This is a genomic window from Nocardia sp. NPDC058640 (assembly GCF_042716995.1).
Taxonomy (GTDB): domain Bacteria; phylum Actinomycetota; class Actinomycetes; order Mycobacteriales; family Mycobacteriaceae; genus Nocardia.
Genome location: NZ_JBHXRG010000002.1, coordinates 113794 through 140790, shown reverse-complemented (window position 1 = coordinate 140790; position 26997 = coordinate 113794). Strand labels below are relative to the sequence as shown.

4 protein-coding genes are annotated in these 26997 nt (G+C 70.0%); all 4 read right to left on the bottom strand.

Annotated elements, in window-relative coordinates; all coding sequences use genetic code 11:
- Complete coding sequence (locus tag ACFWU5_RS05460; RefSeq protein WP_379241369.1) at positions 1-1239, bottom strand: TetR/AcrR family transcriptional regulator; 1239 nt, start codon at positions 1237-1239, stop codon at positions 1-3.
- A 142-nt stretch (positions 1240-1381) separates the two neighbouring features.
- Positions 1382-2404 carry an alpha/beta hydrolase gene (locus tag ACFWU5_RS05455; protein WP_379241560.1) on the bottom strand — a complete coding sequence of 341 codons (1023 nt, stop codon included), beginning with the start codon at positions 2402-2404 and terminating at the stop codon, positions 1382-1384.
- 179 nt (positions 2405-2583) lie between these two features.
- Positions 2584-19368 carry an amino acid adenylation domain-containing protein gene (locus ACFWU5_RS05450; protein WP_379266337.1) on the bottom strand — a complete coding sequence of 5595 codons (16785 nt, stop codon included), beginning with the start codon at positions 19366-19368 and terminating at the stop codon, positions 2584-2586.
- On the bottom strand, positions 19365-26993 hold the full coding sequence (locus ACFWU5_RS05445; RefSeq protein WP_379266294.1) for an amino acid adenylation domain-containing protein: 7629 nt from the start codon (positions 26991-26993) through the stop codon (positions 19365-19367). The genes ACFWU5_RS05450 and ACFWU5_RS05445 overlap by 4 nt, the downstream gene beginning before the upstream one ends.
- Between the last annotated feature and the right edge of the window lie 4 nt (positions 26994-26997).

Sequence of the window (26997 nt, the reverse complement as noted above, 5' to 3'; positions counted from 1 at the left end):
TCAGGCGCGTTCTGGTGAACCGTTTCCTTGCAGGACCGCGCCGGTCAAGGCGGCAAGGCGGGCCAGCTGTTCGGGGCGGGAGTCGAAGCGTAGTAGGCGGCCGACGTCGATGATCTGGCCGATGGCCGCGTGTACGCGGAAGCGGGCTTCGATCGGGTCGCCGTCGAGCAGGTTGGCCCATTCGAGGATGTTCTGGCGTTGGATGGCGCGCAGGCGGTGTTGTTCGGCGGGTGGGAGGTTGCTGAATTCCGCGTAGTACACCGGCATGAGTTCGGGGGTGGCGAAGGTGAGGCGGGCGTGCTGGTCGGCGATGCGGCGGGCGGCGTCGGCGCGATCGTCGCTTTCGGCCAGCGCTTCGCCGATCGCGACGGCGAGGCGGTCGGCGGTGCGGTGGAAGGCGGCCGCGAGCAGGTCGGCTTTGCTGTCGAAGTGGCGGTACACGCTGGAGGCATTGATGCCCACGGCGGCGCCGATCTCCTCGATGCCGGATTCGTGGTAGCCGTTGCGGCCGAACATCCGGATGGCCTCGGTGAGCAGCTGTTCACGTTTCGAGGTGACCGGCAGGCCGCGCATCGGCTTGTCCGGTTCGGCGGGAGCGGGCGTGGGCGGCAGCTCCGCGTGCACGATCGCCCAGGCCATTTCGCGCTGCACCGCCAGCATCCGCGCGTGCGAGAGGGTCGTGCGGTGCGCGGCGATGCTGGCCAGCGCGCTCAGTGCGCCCACGGCCAGCAGGGTGACGTCCTCGGGGCTCGCCTCGGGTCGCAGCGCCGCGATCGGTTCGCCGACCATCGCCTCGAGTTCGCGGTAGAACGCGCGGATGCGCACCCGGTCCTCACGCTCGAGGTAGCGGCGTTCCCACCGGTACAGCCCGGCCTCGCGGCGGATGTCGATATTGCGTTCGGCGACGGCGGTGAACAGCGCGTCCAGGCGGGCTTCCGGTGCCAGCGACGGGTCGTCGGCCGCGGCGGCGACGTCGCGCAAACCGCGAGCACCCTCCTCGGCGGCGGCGACCAGCAGTGCGTACTTGTTGGCGAAGTGGCGGTACAGCGCGGGCCCGGAGATGCCCACTTCGGCGGCGATCTCGTCCACGCCGACGGGGTAATAGCCGCGTGCGCTGAACGCGCGGGCGGCGGCCCGCATGATCTGCATCTTGCGGTCCTTGGGCCTGCGGCGCACGACGCGGGCAGGTGCGGTCGCGGGCTCGTGAGCCTGATCGGCGGCACTGCGATCGGCGACCATGCACTCACTTTCCGTTGCGCGAACCGGGTTGGACAAGTCAACCTAAGTTAACCACAATTCGCAAACGTCGAGGGCAGGTCGATAAAAGAACCGCCCCGACAGCGACGTGCTCGCTACCGGGGCGGTTCGGGAGAACTTGCGCTTACAGGCCGAGCCCGCGGGCCAGGGTCGGCCACGACAGCTTCAGCTCGTCCTTCCAGTAGCCCCACGAGTGGGTGCCGTTGGGACGGAAGTTGAAGGTGGCCGGGATGCCCAGCTCGTTGAGCCGGTTGGCCAGGTTGTGGGTGCAGTAGTTGGTGCCCGCCTCGATCACGCCGCCGATGACGATCTGGTTGGCCAGGCCATAGGCGCCGGGCAGCGCGTACGGGCCGTCGAGGGTGTCGTACGGGCCGGGCAGGCCGTTGCCGGTGGAGACGTAGAGGTCGACGCCCCGCAAACCCTCGGCATTCACGTACGGGTCGTTCTTGACCCATTCCTCGGATCCCTGCGGACCCCACATGTTCATGGTGTTGCCGCCGCCCCAGGTCTCGACGGTGACCTTGACGAACTCCGAACCGACCGGGTCCGAAGTCTGCGCGCATCCGCTGTAGGCCGCCGCGGCCTTGTACAGGCCGGGCTTGGCGATGGGCAGCGCGAGCACGGTGGTGCCCGAAGTGGAAAGGCCCGCAATGGCATTCACACCGTTGGTGCCCAGCGCGCCGTCGACCAGCGGGGGCAGTTCCTCGGTGAAGAAGGTCTTCCACTTGTTGCGGCCCACGACCGGGTCGTCGGCGATCCAGTCGGTGTAGTAGCTCCACGCGCCGCCGATGGGCTGGATGACGTTGACGTTCTTGTCGCCGAGGAACGTCAGCGCGTCGGTCTTGGCCACCCATGACGCCGAATCCTCGCCGCCACCGGCACCATTGAGCAGGTACAGGGTGGGGCGCGGGACCGAGGCGTCGGCGGGGCGCTGCACGTCGACGATGATGTTGTTGTCCATCGACGCGGAGTACACGTGCAGCCGCAGACTGCGCGAGTCCTTGACTTCGGCTTTGACGATCTTGGAGCCGTTGTCCGACACCGGGTTGGCGAGCAGGCTCTTGGAATCGATGATCGGGTCAGCCGAGGCCGGACTCGTGGCCAGGCCGGACATCAGTCCCGCCGTCACTGCCGTTGCCGCGATCATCGCCGCGGCCCGCAGGCCGGCGAGCCGGGTGTGCCGACGCATCAATTTCGCACCTTCGCTTCGTCTCGAATTCGACTCGGTCCGCGCCCCTGCCGGGGCACGAAGTGTAATCGGTACAACAGCGCGGTCACATCATGCCTCACGGGTATCACCGATGTCACTGCGGCCGGGCGTATTCGTTATCGCGTCCCGGCCGCTCGGTCACCGGCGTCGAGCAGTTCGGCCAGGCGTGGCCCGATTTCGGCCAGCGCCTGCGGTGAGGTCATCTGATCATGCACCACCGCGACCGGCCGATCACGCACCGCGCCGTCGACATACGGGGCCCAATTGGCCGCCGCCGCCTCATGTCCCAGCGCGCTGAAGTACTCGAGCTCGCCCCGGAACACCGCGGGCCGGTGCTGCGCGATCAGTTCCGCCGAGCGCACCGCGCTGCGGTAGATGCGGCGCACGCGTTCGGGGGTGAGCACCGCCATGTTGGCCGGGATGATGGCGTGCAGGGCGGCCAGCGCGTCGTCGCTGAGTTCGCGCACGCCCTCGGCGGGCAGCGCCGCGGTGATGTCGACGCCCAGTTCGGCCAGTGCGTCGCGCACCGCGGTGTGGAAGTCGGGCACGTCGATATCGGGGTGCGAGTCCAGCATCGCCAGCAGCGACACCCGCTCCCCCGCCGCCTGCAGTTCGGTGGCCACGGCGTGCGCGAGCACACCGCCCAGCGACCAGCCCAGCAGCCGGTACGGTCCGTGCGGCTGCTGCGCCCTGATCTCGGTGACGTAGCGGCGGGCCATGTCGGCGAGGGTGCCGGGCAGGTAGCCTGCTTCGCTGAGCGCGGGTGACTGCAGGCCGAAGATCGACCGTCTGGCCGGAATGTATTGCGCCAGACCGGCATAGCACCAGGACAGGCCGTACATCGGGTGGATGCAGAACAGCGCGCCTGCGGCTTCGGTGCCGTGCGGGACCCGGTTGCGGATGGTCAACATGACGCCGAGGGCGTCGTCGGATTCGAGGTCGGGGTCGCTGCCCGCGGACTGGGCGGTGTCGATGCGGTCGGCCAGTGCGGCGACGGTGGCGTCGGTGAAGAACCACTGCACGCGGACTTCGGCGCCGACGCGGGTGCGCAGTCGGCTGATCGCCTTGGTGGCGATCAGCGAGTTGCCGCCCAGTTCGAAGAAGTCGTCGTCGAGACCGACTTTGCCCGCCCCGAGCACCTCCGCGTAGACCTCGGCGACGGCGCGCTGCAGCGGTGTGGTCGGGGGTCGGTAGGCGCGGGTGGTGGTGGCGGGGGCCGGTAGGGCGTTGCGGTCGAGTTTGCCGCTGGCGTTGAGCGGCAGGGACTTCAGGGCCACCAGGGTCGCGGGGACCATGTACGAGGGCAGCGCCGTCCTGGCGTGGGCCAGCAAAGCCGCCTCGTCGAAACCTGGTTCGCTGGTGCCGCTTTCGATCGAATAGCCCTGTGGGCGAGCAGGGGCAGGTGTGGTATCGACTTCTTGCGCGGTGGGCACCACGTAGCCGACCAGGCGATCGCCGGTCGGGCCGTGGACGAGCGCGACTACCGCGTGGCGAACGCTGGGGTGGGTTTTCAGGACGGCCTCGACTTCGCCGAGTTCGATACGCTGGCCGCGCAGTTTCACCTGAAAGTCGGTGCGGCCCAGGAATTCCAAGCTCTGGGCCGCAGTCCAGCGGACAACGTCACCGGTGCGGTACAGCCTGCCGCCGGGGTGGGCGATGAAGCGTTCGGCGGTGAGGGCGGGCGCGCCGAGGTACCCGCGCGCCAGTTGCACGCCTTCCAGGTACAGCTCGCCTGCCGTGCCGGGCGGGACGGGGCGCAGCTGCCGGTCCAGGACGTGCACGCGCGTGTTGGCCACCGGGGTGCCGATCGGGCTGTTCACGGCGGCGGTGTCCACCGACTCCGTCGCGGTGACGACGGTCGCCTCGGCGGGGCCGTACCAGTTGAACAGCTTCGCACCCGGCAGGACCTGGGCGAATCGTGCGGCCGTCGAGGAGGACAGTGTCTCGCCCGCGGCGAATACCCTTCGCAGCGAGGGCAGTTCACCGGGTTCGTCGAGGAACGCGTCCAGCATCGAAGGCACGAAGTGCACGGTGGTGACGGCCCGTTCGACGATCACCTCGGCCAGATAGGCCGGATCACGGTGACCGTCGGGCGCGGCGATGACCACGGTGGCGCCGGTCTGCAACGGCCACAACAGTTCCCATGCGGCGATGTCGAAGGTGATCGGGGTCTTGTGCAGGACCACGTCACCGGGGCCGTGGGGGTAGGCGCGCTGTGCCCAGCGGAACTGGTTGACCAGTTGGCGGTGGGTGAGCATGATGCCCTTGGGGGTTCCGGTGGAGCCGGAGGTGTGGATGACGTAGGCCAGGTTGTCGGCTACCGGCATCGCGAAGTCGACTACTTCCGTTGCCGCAGTGTCGAGTTCGACGACGGGAACGTCGGCGGCGAAACCCGGTGCGGCGACCACGCAGATCGGACCAGCCGCGGCCAGCACCCGTTCGGGTTGATCCGGGTCGACCGGGACATACGCCGCCCCGGTTCGCAGCACCGCGTAGATCGCGGTCACCAGGTCGATTCCGCGCCGCATCGCCACGGCGACCAGCGTCTCGGGACCGGCCCCGTGCGCGTGCAGCGCGGACGCGGCCTTGCGCACCCGTTCGTCGAATTCGGCGTAGGTGTAACTGGTTTCGCCGTCGACCAGGGCGGTGGCGTGCGGTGTGCGTGTGACCTGTGCGTCGAACAGCGACAGCAGGGTGGTCTCGTCGAGCAGTTCGGGTGCGTCGGTGGCGTTGAGCGCGGACAGGGTCGCGCGTTCCTCGGCCAGCAGCACGTCGAGCTCAGCGATCCTGGCCTGCGGGTCGGCGGTGAACTTCGCCAGCAGCATCGAAAACCGTTGTGCCAGCGCGTGTGCGGTGTCCTCGCCGAACACATCGCGCAGGTATTTCACCGACACCCGTAGTTGTTCGTCCGCCACGACCTGCACGGTCAGCGGGTAGTGGGTGCCGTTGACCGCGTCCATGCCGGTGACGGTCACGGACGCGGCGGCTAGCGTTTCGCGGTCGACCGGGAAGGACTCGAACACCACCAGCGAATCGAACAGGGCGTCGATGCCCGCGATCTCCTGGATCTCGCCCAGCCCCAGGTGGTGGTGGTCGAGCAGGGCGGCCTGCTCGTGTTGCACTGTGCGCAGCAGTTCGGCAACGGTGGCGCCGGGAGTCAGCCGCACGCGCACCGGAATGGCGTTGAGGAACAGCCCGACCATGCGTTCCACGCCGTCGAGTTCGGCGGGCCTGCCGGACACGGTGGCGCCGAACACCACGTCGTCGCGGTCGACCAGGCGCGCGATGAGCAGTCCCCATGCCGCTTGGACCACGGTGTTCACGGTGACGCCCAGGCTCGCGGCGAGTTCGCGCAGCGCGGTGGTGTCGGCCGGTGCCAGCGCGAAGCCGGTTTCGCCGGTGCCCGTGGTGATTTCGCGGCCGTGATCGACCGGAGCCAGCGGGGTCGGCTCGGCGAGGCCGGTCAGTGCGCTGCGCCAGGCGGTCCTTGCGGCCTCGAGGTCCTGGTCGGCGAGCCAGGCCAGGTAGTCGCGGTAGGGCGCGACCTTGGGCAGACGCCTGCTGCGGGCGCCCAGCGCGTAGGCGGTGAGCAGTTCCTGCAGCAGCAGCGGCATGGACCAGCCGTCGATCAGGATGTGGTGGCTGGTGACCAGCAGGTGGGCGCTGTCGGCGGTGCGGACCAGGGTGAACCGCAGCAGCGGGGCGGCGGTCATGTCGAAGTGCGTGGCCAGGTCGGTGGCGCGAATGCGCTGGTAGGCCTGGTCGTCGGCATCGATGACCCGCCATGGCACGTCGATGTCGTCGCCGACCACCTGCAGCGGGGTGCCCGCGGCGTCGGTGGCGAAGGCCACGCGCAGGTTGTCGTGTCGGTCGAGCACGGCCTGTGCGGCCTGGTGCAGGCGTCGGTCGTCCACGGCGGGATCCAGGTGCAGGACGAACTGGGTGAGGTAGGGGTCCACCGAGTTCTCAGCCAGCAGCGCGTGGAACAGCATGCCCGACTGCAGCGGGGTCACCGGCCAGATGTCGCTGATCAGCGGGTAGCGGCGGGTCAGGCGATTCAGTTCGGTCTGGCCCATGCGGACCAGGGGGAAGTCCGACGGGGTGAATCCGCCTGCGCCGGGCTGTAATCCGTGTTCGGCGAGGCCACCCAGCGCGCGAATCCAGTGTTCGGCAAAGGTTTTGACCTCATCGGCGGTGAGCACCGCAGTGGCGTAGTCGAATCGGGCGACCATGCCGTCGTCGGTGGCGTCGACGGTGAGGACCAGCGCCAGGTCGTCGGCGGCGACGTCGGTGTGCACGCGGGCCGGGCGCAGGTCGCGCAGGCGCACCGCGAAGCGGCCGCGGTCCAGGGCGCGGACGCTGTCGGAGGTCTCGGCGTCGAGGTAGCGCAGCAGGCCGAATCCGGCGCCGTGGGCGGGGACCGCGCGGCGCAGCTCCTTGATCTGGGCCAGGGCGGTCCCGGCGGCGGGACCGCCGACCAGGGCATCGGCGGTGTCGATGCCGTCCAGGCGCAGCGACAGCGGGTAGTCGGTGGTGAAGCCGCCGACCACGTTCTCCGCGTCGGCCTTGCCGAGCAGGCGCTGGTCCGCGCGCAGCCGTACGACCGTGCCGATCACCCGGACCGCGGCGGAATCGGCGGCGGTGTGCAGGGCCAGCGCGGCGGCGGTGAGCAGCACCTCGTCGACGGTGGCGCGGTAGGCCTCGGCGACGGTGCCGACGGCGCCGGTGCCCTCGCCGGTGATGCTCAGCGAGACCCGGTTGCGCAGGTGCAGGTCGACGGATTCGCCTGCCCTGGAACGGATCGCGCGATGCCAGTACTCGCGTTCGGTGCGCGCGGCGTCGGTGGACGGGTAGTCGGCGAGCCTGCGCACCAGGTCACCCAGGCCCGCGTCGGGGGCGGACGGTGCGGCGTGGCGGCCGCGGCTCCACGCGGTGGTCAGCTGGTCCACGATCGACCGCCACGAACTCTCGTCCAGGACAAGGGCATTGGCGACCACGATCAGCGTGGCGGGGTTCTCGCCGTCGCCGGTGAGGATGAAGTGGATATTGCGACCCTCGTCCGGGTCCAGTGCCGCGGCGGCCGCGGCGACGATGTCGTCGACGGGCAGCGAGGCCTCACCGTCGTCGGTGTCGAGCTTGCGGAAGGCGCCGCCGGTGCGGTCGTCGGGCGGCGGGATGCGCAGGACCGGGGTGTCGCCGGTGCGGTCGAGCAGGGCCCACAGCATCGGGTGCTGGTTCATCACCGCGGTCGCGGCGGCGGCGACGGCGGTGTCCGGGCAGTCGGCGGGCACGGCCAGCAGCACCGCGCGCGGTTCGACCGCGGCCTCCCCCGCTTCGATGAGCTGGGCGGCGGTCGCGGTGAGCGGCAGCGAGGTGGCGGGGGCGCCCGGTTCGACGGTGATCTGGGCGCGGCCCGCGATCGCGGCGATGGTGCGCGCGTCGAACAGGTCGCGCGGGCGGAGTACGACACCGGCGGTGGCGGCGCGGGCGACGACCTGGATGGCGGTGATGCTGTCGCCGCCCAGTGCGAAGAAATCGTCGTCGAGGCCGATGCCGTCTCGGCCGAGTACGTCGGCGATCACGCGGGCGATGGCCTTTTCGGCGGGGGTGCGCGGTGGGCGATGTTCGCTGCGGGTGGTGGCCGGGTCGGGTAGTGCGCGCCGGTCGAGCTTGCCGACGGGAGTCAGCGGGATTTCGTCGAGGACGATGATCGTGGCCGGGACCATGTAGTCGGGCAGCGTGTTTGCCGCGTGTGCGGTGAGCTCGGCGGGGTCGAGGTTCTGGCCGAGGACATACGAGACCAGCATGGTCGAGCCGGTGCCGTTGTCGCGGCCGACCGTGGTGGCCCAGGTGACGCCGGGGGCGGCGGTGAGTACGGCGTCGATCTCGCCGAGTTCGATGCGCAGTCCGCGGATCTTGACCTGGAAGTCGTTGCGGCCCATGAACTCCAGGACATCACCGCGTCGGCGGACCAGGTCGCCGGTTCGGTAGAGCCGGGTGCCATTTCCCGCGGTGGTGGGCACGGGACCGGTCGACCTGTGGGTGTCGCTCACCGAAACGCCGCTGATAGACCCACCACCGGTCCGCACCTGGCTGGCGTCCAACCCGGCCTCGGGCGACTGTTGGTGCGGTTCGGCGGTGGGTTGATCGCCGAAGGGGTCGGCGATGAAGCGGGATGCGGTCAGGGCTGGGCGCTGGTGGTAGCCGCGAGCGAGCTGGATGCCGGCGAGGTAGAGCTCGCCGGTGACGCCTGCGGGGACCGGGCGCAGGCGGGCGTCCAGGATCACCGCGCGGACGCCGCGGATCGGGCCGCCCATGTGGGCGGGGTCGCCGGGGTGCAGCGGGTCGCTGATGGTGGTCATGATGGTGGTTTCGGTGGGGCCGTAACCGTTGTGGAAGTTGCGCTGGGGCAGCGTGTTCCAGCGTTGCGCTAGTTCCGTGGGGACGTGTTCGCCGCCGACGATCACCGCGCGCAGGCCGGGGACGCCGTCGGGGTCGAGGGTGGCCAGGACCGTGGGGGTGAGGAAGGCGTGGGTCACGCCTTCGGTGCGGATCAGTTCGGCCAGCTGGGTGCCGCCGACGAAGCCGGCGGGCGCGACTACCAGGGTGCCCGCGCCGCCGATGGCCAGCAGCAGTTCCAGCATGGCCGCGTCGAACGACGGCGACGCGAAAGCCAGTGCGCGCGTGTCGGAGTCGAGGTGGTAGCGCTGTTTCTGTTCGGCGCAGAAGTTGGCGAGTCCAGCGTGGGTGACCACGACACCCTTGGGGCGGCCGGTCGAGCCGGAGGTGTAGATCAGGTACGCGGGGTTGCCGGTGTTGGGCGGTGCCAGCAGTTCGATCTCGCGCAGCGCGATGGTCGCGCAGGTGGCGATCTCGGCGGTGAAGGCCCGGTCGTCGAGCGCGACCCAGCCGCCACCGGGCAGTTCGGGCAGGCCCGGTAGTTCGGCGGCGAGGGTGATGCCGAAGACGGCACCCGAGTCGGCGACCATGTGGGTGATCCGCTGCGCGGGGTAGTCGGGGTCGATCGGCACGATCATCGCGCCGGTGCGGGCGATCGCCCAGACCGCGAGCACCGATTCGACCGAGCGTCGGATCGCCACCGCGACAGCGGTTTCCGGGCCCGCACCACGGGCGATGAGGCCGCGGGCCAGCTGGTTGGCGGCGGCGTCGAGGTCGGTGTAGGTGAAGCCGCGACCGTCGCCGCGCAGGGCGATGCCGGTGGGGTTGGCGTGTACCGCGTCGGCCATCAGTTGGGCGAGGGTGCGTGCCGGTTCGGCGGGCGGGCCCGCGAAGGTGGTCTGCGCGGCGAGTTCGGCGGAGTCGAGCAGGGCGATATCGCCGACGGCCGCTTCCGGGTCGGCGACCACGGCCGCGAGTAGTCGGGTGAACCGCTTGCCGAAGCTCTCGACGGTTGCCTCATCGAAAAGATCCGTGGCATAGGTGAATTCGGCATGCACGCCGCCGTTGTGCTCGCGCACGGTGAGCAGCAGGTCGAACTGGGCCTCGCCGGTGCGGGCATCGAGCGCGCCCACGGTGATTCCGGGCAGTTCGAAGGCGACCGGGGCGAGGTTGTCGAACGACAGCGCCACCTGGAACAGCGGGTGCCTACCGGCCGATCTGGTGGGCTGGATCGCGTCGACGACCCGCTCGAACGGGATGTCGGCGTGGGCGAAGGCGCGCAGGTCGGTGTCGCGGATCTGGGCCAGCAGTGCGGTGAACGGCTGACTCTCGGTGATCCGACTGCGCAGCACCAGGGTGTTGACGAACATGCCGACCAGGTCGTCGAGTTCCCGGGCGCCGCGGCCCGCGATCGGGGTGCCGATGGCGATGTCGTCGGTGCCGGACAGGCGGGCCTGCAGCACCGCGAGCGCGGACTGCACGACCATGAACACCGTAACGCCCTGTGCGCGAGCTAGTTTGACGAGCTCGGCGTGCAGTTCGGGGTCGATATCGAAGGCAGTGGTCGCGCCGGTGAAGGACTGGTGCGCCGGGCGCGGACGGTCGGCGGGCAGCGCGATGTCCTCCGGCAGACCGGCGAGTTCGTCGAGCCAGTAGGCCAGTTGGGTGGCTGCGATGGAGGCGGGGTCGGTCTCGTCGCCGAGCAAATCCCGTTGCCACACCGCGTAATCGGCGTACTGCAGCGGGAGCGGTGACCAGGTGGGAGCTGTGCCTGCGGTGCGGGCGGTGTAGGCCTGCACGAGGTCGCGGGTGAGCGGGCCCATCGAGAAGCCGTCGGCGCTGATGTGGTGGGCGACGAAGACCAGGACGTGGTCGTGCGCGGTCAGTCGCAGCAGTCGCAGCCGGACGGGGGGTTCGGCGGTGACGTCGAATCCGGTGGTGACGACGCGGCGCACCTGGTCGAGGAGGGTGTCTTCGGTGATCTCGACGGGGGTCAGATCCACCCGCACCGCGTCGGGTGCGAGCACATCCTGGAACCCGTGTGCCGGGTAGCGGGTGCACAACACCTCGTGACGTGCGAAGACATCGGCGACCGCGAGGCTGAGCGCGGGCAGGTCGAGGGTGCCGGTGAGGCGCAGGGCGGCGGGGATGTTGTAGACGGTGGCGTCGGGGTCGAGGCGGTTGAGCAGCCACATCCGCTGTTGCGCCGGCGACTGGGGCAGGCGCTCGGGACGCGGGGCGGCGATCATCGGCTGGGTGGTGGACTCGTCGGCTCGGTGCACGCGCTGGGCGAGTTCGGCGACGGTCGGGGCTTCGAACAGCAGGCGGACGGCGACCGTGCGGTCCAGGGCGGTGCCGATGCGGGCGGCGGCCCTGGTGGCGAGCAGGGAGTTGCCGCCGAGGGCGAAGAAATCGTCATCGGCGCCGACGGTGGGGGCCGCGAGGATCTCGGCGTAGACCTCGGCGATCAGTTGTTCGGTGGGGGTGGTGGGCGCTCGGAACGAGGCGGGCTCGAATTCGGGCGCGGGCAATGCTTTTCGATCCAGCTTGCCGTTGGCGGAGAAAGGCAGCTCGTCGAGCACCACGAACGCGTCGGGGACGAGGTAGTCCGGTAGCCGGTCGGCCAGTGCTGACTTCAACTGGGCGACATCGAGATTCACGTCTGCTTCGCGGCCGACCACGTAGGCGACGAGCCGGTCCCCGATGCCCGAATCGGTGCGGGCCAGGACCGCAGCCTGCGCGATATCGGGCAGGCCGAGCAGGACGGCCTCGATCTCGCCCGGCTCGACGCGGAAGCCGCGCACCTTGACCTGGAAGTCCGTGCGCCCTTGGAAGATCAGCTCCCCAGTTGCCGCAGTGCGGGTGACAAGATCGCCGGTGCGGTACATGCGGGCACCGGGTTCGAAGGGGTCGGCGAGGAAGCGTTCGGCGGTCAGGGCCGGTTTGCGCAGGTAGCCCCGGGCGAGTTGGACGCCGCCGAGGTAGAGCTCTCCCCTGATGCCGGGGGCGACGGGGCGCAGTCGCTCGTCGAGCACGTACACGCGGCTGTTCCACTCGGGGGCGCCGATCGGCACGGTCAGCACGTCCGCGGGGGTGACGCGGTGGTCGGTGACCGAGACGGCGGCCTCGGTCGGACCGTACAAATTGTCGATCCTGGTGCCGGGCAACGCTTTCAGCAGGCGCTGGGCCAGTGTCGCGGGCAGGACCTCGCCGATCGCGAGGATCCGAGTCAGCGAGCCGAGCTCATGTTCTACCTGGCGGGAGCGCGACTCCCAGTAGCCGGTCATGACGTCGAGCAGGGACGGCACCGCGGTCAGGGTGGTGACGCCGGTGTCGGCGATGAGGGTGTCGAGGTAGGCGGGGTCACCGTGTCCGTCGGGAGCGGCGATCACCAAGCGGGCACCGCAGACGGCGGCGGACCAGAATTCCCAGACCGACAGGTCGAAGGTGGCGGGGGTCTTCAGCAGGAACACGTCGTCGGCATCGGTGCCGAATTCGCCGCGCAGCCACTGCAATTGGTTGATCGCGGCCGCGTGCGGCACCGCGACACCCTTGGGGCGGCCGGTGGAGCCGGAGGTGAACAGGACGTAGGCGGTGTTCTCCGGGCGCAGCGGGGCACGACGGTCGGCATCGGCGATGGGGCCGGGGTCGGCGGAGGCGATCACCGGGTGGTCGACGCGCACCACGGGTGCGGCGTCGGTGCGGAAACCGTTGGACAGCACGCAGATCGGGGCCGCGGTGTGGAGGATGTAGTCGGTGCGGTCGGCGGGCTGGTCGGGGTCGATGGGCACGTAGGCGCCGCCGGAACGGGCCACCGCGTACATGGCGACGACAAGGTCGATCGAGCGCGGGAGTGCGAGCGCGACCAGGGATTCCGGGCCTACGCCGATCGAGATCAGGTGGCGTGCGAGCCTGTTCACGCGGGAGTCGAACTCGGCGTAGGTGAGTTCGAGGCGGCCCTCTGGTAGATCGGCGACGAGCGCCACCGCGTCGGGGCGCGCGTCCAGCGGTAGATCGGCCAGCGTTCCGCCCGGTACAGCGAGATCGGCTGCCCCGCTGACGATCTCAGCGGCACGTTCCGCATCGGTACGCAGGTCGACATCGCCAACCACGACGGCAGGATCACGCACGACCGCGTCGAGCAGCAGCGCCAGTCGGTCGACGAACGCCGCGACGGTGGCGGTGTCGAACAGGTCGGTGGCGTAGGTGAGGAAGCCCTCGATACCGGCGGGCGATCCGTCCGCGTCGTAGCCGTCGCCGACGATCAGGTGCAGATCGAATTGGGAGACAGGCAGTTCCGTCGCGACGGGCGCGATCCGAAGCCCGGGCAGTTCCAGCGCGGCGTGGTCCACATTCTGGAACGACAAGCCCACCTGGAACAGCGGGTGGCGTGCGGTGGAGCGCGGCGGATCGAGCACCTCGACCAGCTGCTCGAACGGAATGTCGGCGGCGGCGAACGCGGCCAGATCGCTGCTGCGTTGTGCGGCAAGCAGATCGGTGAACGCGGCACCGCCGTCATAGCGGGTACGCAGCACGACGGTATTGACGAACATGCCGATCAGATCGTCGAGTTCGCGCTCACCCCGTCCGGCGACAGGAGTGCCCACTGCCACGTCCTCGGCACCCGACAGTCGAGCGAGCAGCACGGCGAAAGCGGTGTGCAACACCATGAATACGGTCGCACCACTGTCGCGGGCGATATTCGCCAGCGCCGCGTGGGTAGCGGCATCGATGCGCACCGGCACCCGACCACCCGCGAGCGAGGCGACGGCGGGACGCGGGTAATCCGTGGGGAGTTCCAGCAGGTCCGGCAGGTCGGCAAGTTCGGAGCGCCAGAACGAGAGCTGTTGGGCGGCAGTCGAGTCGGCATCTGTTTCCGTGCCGAGCCGGTTCTCCTGCCACAGCGCGTAGTCGGCGTACTGCACGGGCAGCGGGGCCCACTCCGGCGCGCGACCCGCGGCACGAGCGACGTAGGCGGTGGTCAGATCGCGCACCAGCGGCGCCATCGAGGAGGCGTCCGCGGCGATGTGGTGCACCACCACGGCGAGCACGTGTTCGGTGGGCGCGTCGCCCGTGACATCGAACAGCCGGATCCGCAGCGGAACCTCGGCCGTCACATCGAACGTGGTCGAGGCCAGGGCAGTCACCCGCGCCGCGACATCAGCAACCACCGCCGGTTCGAGGTCGAGGTGCACCTCGTCGACCGGCAGGATCTGCTGGATCGGGCCGTTGTCCGTGTCGGGGTAGATCGTGCGCAGGACCTCGTGCCGGGCCAGCACGTCGTGCAGGGCGGCGGTGAGGGCGGACAGGTCGAGGGAGCCGGTCAGGCGTAGCGCGAAGGGGAGGTTGTAGGCGGCGGTGCCCTGGTCGAAGCGGTTGAGGAACCACATGCGGCGCTGAGCCGGCGAGAGCGGCAGCTCGGCGGGGCGCGGCAGCACGGTGATACTGCTGGCGGGTGTGGTGACCGACTCGGGGTGCAGAGTCGCGGCAAGTCCCGCGACGGTAGGGGCTTCGAAAACCGTACGCACGGCGACCCGATCACCGGTGGCGGCACCGAGGCGGGCGACCAGGCGGGTGGCGATCAGGGAGTTTCCGCCGAGGGCGAAGAAGTCATCGTCGGCGCCGATCTCGTTGCGGCCCAACACTTCCCCGAATACCTCAGCGACCAGTCGCTGCGGCCCGGTGCTCGGCGCACGGAAAGCCCGTGCGGCGAAGCTCGGTGCCGGGAGGGCCTTGCGGTCGAGTTTGCCGCTGGGGTTGAGCGGCAACTCGTCGAGCACGGTGATCGACGCCGGAACCATGTACGCAGGAAGGATTTTCGCGACCAGCGCCAGCAACCGATCGGCCGCAGCGGTCTGCCCGGGCGCGGGCACGACGTAGCCGACCAGCTGATCGCCCAGCTCGGTCGAAACGACCACTGCCACAGCCTGGCTGACGCCCTCCTGCGCGAGCAGAGCCGCCTCGATCTCACCGAGCTCGATCCGCTGCCCACGGAACTTCACCTGAAAGTCGGTGCGCCCCAGGTAGTCCAGCCGCTGCGGCGCATTGCCCGCGGGCCGACGCCACACCACCAGATCACCGGTGCGGTACATCCGGGCACCCGCCGTGAACGGGTCGGCAACGAACCGATCGGCAGTCCACCCGGGCCGCCCGACATAGCCGCGCGCCAACTGATCGCCCGCGAGATAGAGCTCACCCGCGATACCGGGGGCGACCGGCCGCAGACGCGCATCGAGCACGTACACACGACAGTTCCACTGCGGCAACCCGATCGGCACCGACCGTTCGCCGGCGCGCGCGGGCCAGTAGGTCACCGACACGGCCGCCTCGGTGGGCCCGTACAGGTTGTGCAGCCGCGCCGAACTGACGGCCGCCATCGCCTCGACGGTCTCCGGCGGGAGCGCCTCACCGATGACGAAGATCTCCCGCACGGACTCCAGGCCCTGCGCGGTTGCCTGCGCGGCGAACGCGGTGAGCATCGACGGCACGAAGTCGGTGACGGTCACCTTGTGCCGTGCGATCAGGTCGATCAGATACGCGGGGTCACGGTGACCATCGGGCGAAGCCAGCACCAGTTTCGCGCCGACGCGCAGCGGCAGGAAGTACCCCCACAGCGACACGTCGAACGTGGTCGCGGTCTTCTGCAGGTACACATCACCCAGTGCCAGTGGGTATTTGGCCGTCATCCACACCAGCTGGTTGTGAATGGCGGCGTGCGAGACCACGACACCCTTCGGCTTGCCGGTGGAGCCGGAGGTGAACAGGACGTAGGCGGGGTGCTCGGGGTGCAACGGTGCGAGCAACTCGGCCGGCTGGACCGGATCACCGTGTACGCCGGTGAAATCCAGCTCGCCCAGGCGCAAAACGGTGGTACCCGAAGGCACCTCGATGTCGTCGAGGCTCAGCACACACGCAGGCCGGGCGGTATCCAGGATGTACGCGGTGCGTTCGGCAGGGTGATCAGGGTCGAGCGGCAGGTAGGCGCCACCGGCGGTGAGCACCGCGTACATGGCGACAACGAGCTCAGGTGACCGCCGAATAGCAAGCCCGACAAGCGTTTCCGGGCCGATTCCCTCGGCGATCAGCACTCGCGCCAGGGCATTGACCCGCACGTCGAACTGCCGATACGTCAGCTCGGTGTCCTCGAAGACCACCGCGACAGCGTCCGGATGTGTCTGCACCGCACGCCGATACGCGTCCAGCGTCGACTCCCCCACCACCGGATGGCGGGTGTCGTTCCAGGTGACAAGCGTCTGCTCCCGCTCCCCCTCGGTCAGCAGGTCGATATCACCGATCGCGATATCGGCGTCCGCGCAGACCGTGTCGAGCAGGCGCGTGAACCGGGCCGCCAGGGTTTCGATGGTGTCGGCATCGAACAGATCGGTGGCGTAGGTGAAGGTCGCCTCCATCGGCGACCCCGGATCGGTGCCGGGCACGATGGTGAGCTGCAGATCGAAATGTGCCACCGCGCTCCCGAATTCGACAGGTGTGGCGTCGAGCCCGGGTAGTCGTAGGTTCGGCAGGTCGAGATTCTGGAAGAACAAGGCCACCTGGAACAGCGGGTGATGGGCCTGCGAACGGACCGGGTCGAGCAGTTCCACCAGTCGCTCGAACGGCAGGTCCGCGTTGGCGAACGCGGAAAGGTCGACACGCTTGGTCTCGCGCAACAACTCCGCGAAGCTCGCGCGTGCGTCCAGGTGCGTGCGCAGCACCAGGGTGTTGACGAACATGCCGATCAGGTCGTCGAGTTCACGGGCGCCACGTCCGGCCACCGGGGTGCCGATGGCGATGTCGTCGGTGTGCGCGACGCGACCCAGCAGCGCCGCGAAAGCCGCGTGCACGACCATGAATTCGGAGGCGCCGCTGCGCTGGGCGAGTTCGGCCAGCGCGGTGTGCACTGTCGCGGGGATCTTGAAGCCGAATTCGGCTCCGCGGCCGGTGAATACGGGGGGGCGCGGGCGATCGGTGGGCAGGTCGAGGCGGTCGGGCAGCCCGGCCAGCGCGTGCCGCCAGTGCGACAACTGCACGGCGGCAAGGGAGTCGGGATCGGTTTCGGCGCCGAGTAGTTCGCGATGCCACAGCGTGTAGTCGGCGTACTGCACCGGCAGCGGCTGCCAACTCGGCCGTGACCGGTTGCGTCGGGCCAGATACGCGCCGAGCAGATCACGCAGTAGCGGCTTGATCGAGGCGCCGTCGGCGGTGATGTGATGCACCGCGACCGCGAGCACATGCTCACGCGGGCCCAGCTCCGCCAACGCCACCCGCAACGGCACGCCCGCGGTGACATCGAAACCGGTGGCCGCGAATTCCGCCAGCCACAATGGCAATTCGTCGTCGGACAGCGCATCGAACAGCACGTCGGGCACCGCGTCGGCCAACGGCAGCACGACCTGATGTCCGACACCGTCGAGCTCCGGGTACCAGGTGCGCAGGGATTCGTGCCTGCCGACCAGGTCCATCAGGGCGGCGTGCAGCGCACGGGGGTCGAACGACCCGGACAGGCGCAGCGCGAACCCGACCGTCTGGGCGGTGGATGCGGGATCGAACTGGTTGAGGAACCACATCCGCTGCTGCGCCGGCGACAGCGGAACCAGCTCGGGTCGCCCGCGCGGAGTCAGCGGCGCGTGTTCACCCGACCCCTTCAACGGTTCGAGCGCGACCGCAAGGGCTGCGACAGTGGGACTGTCGAATACGTGACCGGCGGGGACCCGAGCCGACAGCTCCGCCCCGAGCCGAGCTGCGGCCCGGGTCGCGAGCAGCGAGTTCCCACCGAGCGCGAAGAAGTCGTCATCGGCACCGACCGGGCTGTCGGGCGCCAGCAGTTCGGTAAAGATCTGCGCGACAAGCTCTTCCATCGCACCGGCGGGCGCACGGAATTCCTCGGCACGCAGTGTCGGCGCGGGCAGCGCGTCCCGGTCGAGCTTGCCGACGGGGGTCAGCGGGATCGTGTCGAGCACCGTCAACGAGGTGGGCACCATATGCGCGGGCAGCTGCGCCTCGGCATGGGCGAACAGTGCCTCGGTGTCGATCGACGTCCCGGGCGCGGCGTGCACATAGGCCGCGAGAATCGTTGTTTCGCTGTCGACTTCGTGCCCGACGGTGACTGCGAAGTCGACACTGTCGTGCGCGGTGAGCACGGAGTCGATCTCCCCGAGTTCGATCCGGAACCCACGCACCTTCACCTGAAAGTCGTTGCGCCCCACGAATTCCAACGCGCCATCCACCCGTCGACGCACCAGATCGCCGGTGCGATACATCCGCGCGTCGGCGAAGGGATCGGCCACGAACCGGCAAGCGGTCGCGCCCGGCGCACGGTGGTAGCCTCGCGCCACCCCGTTGCCCGCGATGTACAGCTCGCCGATCATCCCGTCGGGCACCCGCCCCAGGCGTTCGTCGAGCACATACTCGGTCACCCCACGCAGCGGCGCCCCGATGGTGACCGTGTCGCCGACCACCAGCGGCACACTGATATTGGTGACGATGGTGGCCTCGGTCGGCCCGTAGCAATCGTGGAACCGCCGCGAACCCGTGGCCCAGCGCCGGATCAGATCCGGCGGGCACGCCTCGCCACCGGTGGTGACCACGACCAGGTCGTCCAGGCCGGTCGGATCCAGCGTTGCCAGCGCGGCGGTGGTGATGAACATGTGCGTCACCGCGTCGCGGCGCAGCACGTCGGCCAACTCGGGGCCGCCGAGAACTCCCGCGGGCACGACCACCATCGTGGCGCCCGCGCTCACCGCCATCAGCAGTTCCAGCACTGCACCATCGAACGAGGGCGAGGCGAAGTGCAAAGTGCGCGAGGAAGATTCGATCCCGTAGTGCGCGCGCTGTTCCGCGCCGTAGCCGGCCAGCCCGGCGTGCGTGACCACCACACCCTTGGGCAGACCCGTCGACCCGGACGTGTACACCACGTAGGCCGGATGCTGCAGCCGCAGCGGGCGCACCCGGTCGGCGAAGGTCACCGGATCCCCGGACTGATCCTCGCAGGCGCGCCGCACCTGCTCGTCGTCCAGACACAACCACGGCACGCCGTCGGGCAGCCGGTCCATCGCGGCACCGACCGCGAGACCCAGCCCCGCACCGGAATCGGCGAGCAGGTGGCGCACCCGCGCGGGCGGGTAGTTCGGGTCGACGGGCAGGAAGGCGGCACCGGTCTTGGCCACCGCCCACACCGCCAGCACCGATTCCGGCGATCGCGGGATGCCGATGGCCACCAGGTCCTCCGGGCCGACGCCCTGGGCGATCAGCAGCCGCGCCAGCCGGGTGGAACGCTCGTCGAGCTCGGCGTAGGTCCAGTGCACCGGCGCGGACACCCCATCGTCCCAGGACAGCGCCAGTCCGTTCGGGTTCGACTCGACTGCCACCGACAGCAGTTGCGGCAGCGACTTTCCGCGCTGTCGAGCTCGGGGGCTCGGCGCCCGGTTCGCCCGGGTCACGACAGTTCCGCCCGATCGACGGAGTCGTCTTGCCGTTGCCCGGTCATGCTCACACCTCGTACCTATCCATCCATCTCGACCACCGTGCGGCGTTGGAGAGGCTGCCCGGCGCTGCCGATCATCTCACCAAGCGCGACAATCCTCGCACCGGTACCCGCACCGGGCCGTGCGACCGCCACCGCGGACTCGGTGAACACGTGGCTCACCTCGTCCGCACCCCCCTCGTCGGTCCCCAACACCATCGTCGCCCCGGCGATCCCGGCCGCGACGATCTCGAGCACTCCGGCCACCGAATCGGGGTTGCCCGCCGCGCGGGTGCGCGATTCGAAGGTGAATCCGGTGCGGTGCGCGACCTGCTCGGCGGCGGTGGCCAGTGCGTCGAAGCTCAGGGTGCGCCCGCCCCCGACGAAGGCCACGTCGTCGCCGCGCAGGGCCCGGGTGCGGTGGGCGTAGCCGATCGGGCGCGGCGATTCCGCGGCCAGCTCGGTGATCAGGACCGGGTCGGCCAGGTCGTACCAGTCCAGACCGTCCGGCGCGTCGAGGATGTCCAGGGCCAGGCCGAGTTTCAGTTCGAGGTCGGGGCGGTCGGGCAGGCCCGCGTCCATGGTCATCAGCGGCACCACCGCGGCTCCGGCCTTGAGCACGGCCCAGGTGGCGATCGCGCAGTCCAGGCCACGGTCGAGCCGGATGGCCACGCCGGTACCCGGTCCCGCGCCGCGGGCGATCAGCGAGCGCGCCAATTGTGAGGAGCGGGCGTCGAATTCGCCGTAGGTCAGGTGCGCATCGCCGAAGTCCAGGGCGGGTGCGTCCGGGTCCTGCTCCACGACCGACGCCAGTTCCGCGGCCAAGGCGGCGCCGTTGGCCGACGGTGCCGGCGCGTAGGAGGCGGGGGTCAGTTCGCGTTCCCTGGCGTCGCGCAGGTCGATGTCGCCGACTCGCACCGTGGGATCGGCGGCCACCGCGGTGACGATCTCGGTGAGCCCGCGCGCGAACGCCTCGACGGTGGGTTCGTCGAAAAGGTCGGTGGCATAGGTGAACACGACGCCGATCTCGTCGGGTGCGCCGGCGGCAGTCAGGCGCGGTTCGATATCGACCTGCAGGTCGAACTTGGCGGGGCGAGCCGCAGTGTCCATCGCCTCGATGGTCAGGCCCGCCAGGCGCAGCACCGGTGTCTCGTTGTTGTGGAACGACAGCACCACCTGGAACAGCGGGTTGTGCGACACCGTGCCGCTGGGCGCCAGTTCCTCCACGACCCGTTCGAACGGTAGGTCGGCGTGGGCGAACGCGGCGAGGCCGACTTCGCGTGCGGTGCCGACGATGTCGTCGAAGCCACGGTCGGGGTCGACGTCGGTGCGCAGGGTCAGCGTGTTGACGAACATGCCGACCAGGTCGTCGAGTTCGGGTTCGCCGCGGCCTGCGATCGGGGTGCCGATCGTGATGTCGGTACTGCCGGAGATCCGGGCCAGCAGCACCGCCAGTGCGGCGTGCACGACCATGAACAGCGACGCGTTGTGGTCGCGGGCGATCTCGGCCAGTGCCGCGTGTGTGTCGGCGGGCAGGGTGGTGCGCACGTCGGCGCCGCGCAGCGAGGCGTGCGCGGGGCGGGGGTGGTCGTGCGGCAGTTCGACGATGCCGGACTGCCCGGCCAGGGTGTGCCGCCAGAACGCCAGTTGCTGTGCGGCGGTGGACAGTTCGTCGTTCTCGTCGCCCAGTACCGCGCGCTGCCACAGCGCGTAGTCGGCGTACTGCACCGGCAGAGGGGCCCAGCTGGGTGACCGGCCTTCCACGCGGGCCCGGTAGGCGATCGCGAGGTCGCGGGCCAGCGGGGCGAGGGAGGCGCCGTCGGCGATGATGTGCTGCACCACCACGGCGAGCACATGCTCTTCTTCGGCGAGTGGGTCCGCGCCCGGGGCGGTGAACAGCCCGGCGCGCAAGGGAACTCGGTCGGCGACATCGAATCCGCCTGCGACCAAGCGCATTACCCGATCGCGGGGATCGACGCAGTCCTCGATGGGCAGGCCCGTCGGCAGGACCGTGCGCACGGGCAGGATCTCCTGGTACGCAACGCCTTCCGCGTCGACCGGGAATCTCGTGCGCAGGGCCTCGTGCCGTTCGAGCACATCGGCGACCGCGTAGCGCAGGGCCGAGGTGTCAAGGGCGCCGCGCAGTCGCAGCACCAGCGCGATGTTGTAGGCCGGGGAGTCCGGGTCGATGCGGTTGAGCAACCACATCCGCTGCTGCGCGGGCGACAGCGGGACCACACCGCGATCCTGTGCCGGGATCAGCGGCGGTCGCGGCGCGGCCACCGAACCGGGCCGCACGCAGGCGGCCAGCGCGCCGACGGTCGGCGCCTCGAACAGATCGCGCACCACGAGATCGGTACTGAGCGCGTGGTTCACCCGGGCGATGGCCCTGGTGGCCAGCAGGGAGTTGCCGCCGCGGTCGAAGAAGTCGTCGTCCAGGCCCACTTCGGGCACTCCGAGCAGTGAGGCGAAGACCTCGGCGACGCTGAGTTCGATCGGCGTGGTCGGTGCCCGGAAGGCGGTGACGGCGGTGAACTCCGGTGCGGGCAGCGCGGCCCGGTCGAGCTTGCCGTTGGCGGTCATCGGCAGCGCCGGAATCACCACCACGGCGTCGGGGACCAGGTAGCCGGTGAGCCGTTCGGCGACGGCGGCGCGCACGGCCACCGCGTCGAGGACCACGGGATCGCCGACCGGTTCGCCGGGCTGTTCCCCGCCGCCGTCGGCACGGACGAACCGGGCTCCCACCGGCGCTTTCGCGGCGACGTCCTCGGCGGGCTCGACAGCGCCTGCCGCCGGGACGACGTAGGCGATCAGCCGGTCACCGGCGTGCTCGTCGGCGCGCACGACGACCACGGCCTGCCCGACGCCGGGTACACGGAGCAGGGCGGCTTCGATCTCGCCGGGTTCGATGCGATAACCCCGCAGCTGGACCTGATGATCGCCGCGGCCGCCGTATTCGAGGGTGGGTGTGCCACGGAAACCGATCCAACGGCCGAGGTCGCCGGACCGGTAGCGGCGAGCGCCGGGTTCGCCGAACGGGTCGGCGACGAAGCGGGTGGCGGTCAGGCCGGGTCGACCCAGGTAGCCGCGCGCCAATTGCTGGCCCGCGAGGTAGAGCTCACCGGCCACCCCGAACGGGACCGGTCGCAGCCGGTCGTCGAGCACGACGATCGACAGGCCGGGCAGCGCACGCCCGATGAGACTGCCGGGCAGTTCGGTCTGCTCGCCTTCGGGAGCCAACAGTTGGTACGAGGCGTGCACGGCCGTTTCGGTGATGCCGAACATATTGACCAGTTCCGGTGCGCCGGAACCGTTTCCGTAGCGGTCGTACCAGCGGTGCAGCTTGCGCGGGTCGAGTTCCTCGCCACCGAACACCACGTAGCGCAGCGGCAACGGAGCAGAGCCCGCGGCTTGGGCGGCGCGGTCGGCTTCGTCGAGTTGGGCGAAGGCGGTGGGGGTCTGGCTCAGCACCGTCACGTGTTCGCGGGCCAACAGTTCGCGGAATTCGATCGGCGATCGGGAAGTCATGTGGTCGACCACGACCACCGACGAGCCGCCCGCCAGCGCGCACCACAGTTCCCAGACCGAGAAGTCGAAGGTGAAGGAGTGGAACATCGTCCACACGTCGTCTTCGTCGAACGCGAACAGCAGCTGGGTGTTGGCGAACAGTTCGAGCACATTGCGGTGGGTCACGCCCACGCCCTTGGGCACGCCGGTGGAGCCCGAGGTGTAGATGACGTAGGCGAGGTGGTCGGGGCGCAGCGGCGCACGGCGTTCGGTGGGGTGCAGGGGCGCGTCGGAGTGGTCACGCGCGTGCTGCAGCAGCACCACGGGCAGACCCGACAGCGGCGCCAGCAGTTCGAACTCGCCCGGAGTCGTCAGCAGCACAGCGGGTTTCGCGTCGGCGACGATGTATTCCAGGCGTTGCGCCGGGTAGCCGGGGTCGATCGGCAGGTAGCCCGCGCCCGACAACAGCACCGCCAGCAACGCGACCGGCAGCTCTTCGGTGCGCGGAACCGCCACGGCCACTACGGAATCCGGGCCCGCACCCTGGGCGATGAGCGCGCGCGCCGATGCCGAAGCGCGGCCGAGCAACTCGGCGAAGGTGAGCGACCGCTCCCCCGCCCTGATCGCGATGGATTCCGGCCGCTGCTGCGCCTGCATGGTGAGCAGGTCGGCGAGCGTCACCTCGGGCACCGCGATGCCGGGCGAATCACCTTCGCGCAGAACGAGTTCCCGTTCCCCGGGGGCGAGCACGTCGATATCGCCGACCGGTTTCGCCGGATCGGCCACCACCGCGGCGAGCACGCGCGTCCAACGGTCGGCGAAATCGGCGACGGTGGCGCGGTCGAAAAGGTCGGTGGCGTAGACGAAGTTGGCCGAAAGCCCTTGTAGCGCACCGTCGTTGCCGATCCGTTCGGCGATCTCCACCTGCAGGTCGTACTTCGCCAGCGGCACCGTGAAATCGGCGGCCGAGACCGCGAGACCGGGCAGTGCCAGGTCGGTGCGGGCCAGGTTCTGGAAGGTCAACATCACCTGGAACAGCGGGTGCCGCGCGGTCGAGCGGACCGGTTCCAGCAGTTCGACCAGGCGCTCGAACGGGACGTCGGCGTGCCCGAAGGCCGCGAGGTCGCCCGATCTGACCTGGGTCAGCAGGTCGGTGAAAGCCAGCGCGGGGTCCACCTCGGTGCGCAGGACCAGCGTGTTGACGAACATGCCGATCAGGTCGTCCAACGCCTGTTCGCCGCGACCGGCGATCGGGGTGCCGATGGCGATGTCGCGGGTGCCCGACAGCCGGGCCAGCAACACTGCCAGGGCGGTGTGCACCACCATGAACAGGGTGGCGTTGTGCTGCCGGGCCAGCGTGGCGAGGCCGCCGTGTACCGAGGCGGGCACCGGGATGCTCAGCATGCCGCCCGCCCGGCTGGCCACCGCGGGTCGCGGCCGGTCGGTGGGCAGTTCGAGCTGCTCGGGCAAGCCCGACAGGGTCGTGCGCCAGAAGTCCAGTTGCCGCGCCAGCACCGAGTCGGGGTCGTGTTCGGCGCCGAGCAGTTCGCGCTGCCACAGCGTGTAGTCGGCGTATTGCACCGGCAGCGGCGGCCAGTCCGGTGCGCCGCCGCCGCGCCGCTCGGCGTACGCGGTGAGCAGGTCCCTGGTCAGCGGCGCGAAGGAGAAGCCGTCGGCGGCGATGTGGTGCACCACGCACACCACCACGTGCTCGCTGTCCGACAGGGCCAGCACCCGCACCCGGATCGGCGGCGCGGCGGTGACGTCGAAGCCGGTCAGCGCGACGGCGGCGATCGCGGTGGTCAGTTCGTCCTCCGACACCTCGACGATGTCGAACTGCGGCATCGCGGCCGGATCGCCCGCCGCGAGCACCACCTGATGGCCTTCGCCGTCGAGCACCGAACGACCGGCCGTAGCGGGCGAATCCGATTCCGCCGCAGCGGCTTTATCGACAACACGGCCCACGTCGGCAACACGGCCCACGTCGGCAACACGGGCCATGTCGGCAACACGGGCCACGTCGGCAACACGGGCCACGTCGGCAACACGGGCCATGTCGGCCACGCGGGCCACGTCGGCCACGCGGGCCCCCTCGGCCACGCGGTCCATCTCGGCCACGGGGTAGAGCGTGCGCAGCACCTCGTGCCGTGCGATCAGGTCGGAGATCGCGGCGCGCAAGGCGGGTAGGTCCAGACGGCCGGACAGGCGCGCGGTGACGGGAATGTTGTCGATGGCCGAGGCCGGATCGAAGCGGTTGAGGAACCACATTCGCTGCTGCGCATAGGAAAGCGGGATCAGTTCGGGGCGCGGGCGCGGGGTCAACGGCAGCGCCTGTGCCGCGAGTCGTTGGTGCTCGGCACGATTGGCCAACGCGGCCACCGTCGGCGCTTCGAACACCGCCTGCACCGGCACGCGCACATCCAGCGCGGCACCGATGCGGGCCACCGCCTGCGCGGCCAGCAGCGAGTCACCACCCAGTTCGAAGAAGTCGTCGTCGGCACCGACCCGGCCCGCACCCTCGCGCAGCAACAGTGCCGCGAACACATCCGCGACCACCTGTTCGGCGGGCGTGGCCGGGGCACGGAAGCCGCGCACGGTGAACACCGGCGTCGGCAGCGCGGCCCGATCGACCTTGCCCACCGAGGTCAGCGGCAGTGTGTCCAGGACCATGATCACCGACGGAATCATGTACGCGGGCAACGATTCCGCCAGGAAATCCGCCAGCGCGCCGGTATCGACCGTGCGGCCCACGCGCGGCAGCACATAGGAGACCAAGGCCGTGGCGCCCGAAGGCATTGTCCTGCCCAGGGTTACGGCCTGGTCGAGGTCCGCGTGCGCGGTCAGCGCGTTGTCGATCTCGCCGAGTTCGATCCGGAAACCACGCACCTTCACCTGAAAGTCCGTGCGGCCCAAGAACTCCAGCGCACCGTCGCGTTCGAACTTTCGCACCAGGTCGCCGGTGCGGTACAGCCTGCCCGGTCCGAACGGCGAGGCGACGAACCGCTGCGAGGTCAGGTCCGGCCTGCCCAGATATCCCTGCGCGAGCGCGGGACCCGACAGGTACAGCTCGCCGACCACACCGGTGGGCACCGGCTGCAGCCGCGCGTCGAGCACATACAACCCCATGCCCGGCACCGCGTGACCGATGGTGATCGGCGCGTGCGCGTGCAGTGGCGCGCTGGTGGTGGCCAGGATGGTCGCCTCGGTGGGCCCGTATCCGTTGTAGACCGCGCGCCCGTCGGTGGCCCAGCGGCCCACCAGATCCGGACCGAACCGGTCGCCGGCGACGATCACCGTCGACAGATCCGGCAGCCCGTCCGGCTCGACCGAGCCCAGCGCGCCCGGCGTGATCAGCAGGTGGGTGACCCGTTCGCGGCGCAGCAGCTGCGCCAGTTCGAAGCCGCCGAACACCCGCGGCGGTGAGATCACCAGCGTCGCCCCGACAGTGAAGGCCAGCAGCAGTTCCAGCACCGACCCGTCGAAGTTCGGCGAGAACACGTGCAGCACCCGTGAATCCGCGTGCACGTCGAAGTGTTCGACCTCGGCGGCGACCAGCGAGGCCAGCCCCGCGTGGGTCACCACCACGCCCTTGGGTTTGCCGGTGGAGCCGGAGGTGTAGATGACGTAGGCGGGGTGCGCCTCGTGGATCGGGCGGACCCGGTCGGCATAGCTCACCGCGTGCGCGGGCCGCACGGCGATGCGCTGCGCGACCACCGGATCGTCGAGTTCGATCCAGTACGCGGTGGTACCGAGGAACGCGCGATGCGCCGCGGTGGTCAGGCCGATGGTGGCACCGGAGTCGGCGACGATGTGCGCGATCCGGTCCGCCGGGTACGACGGGTCGACCGGCACATACGCGGCACCGGTTTTCGCGATGGCCCACACCGCGAGCACGGACTCGATCGAGCGGGCGATCGCGATGGCTACGACATCGCCTGCCCCCATGCCACGGTCGATGAGTTCGCGCGCCAGCTGCGAGGACCGCTCGTCGAGCTCGTGATAGGTGAGTTCGCGGGCATCGTCGGGTAGCCCGGTGGGGTTGTCACGGACCGCTGTCGACGCCGCGGCGGACTCGACCGCGGCCGTGAGCAACTGACCGAACAGTGTGGTGCCGGTGGTACGACGCCTGCCGGCATGACCAGGGCGACGGGGGTTTTCCACAGAG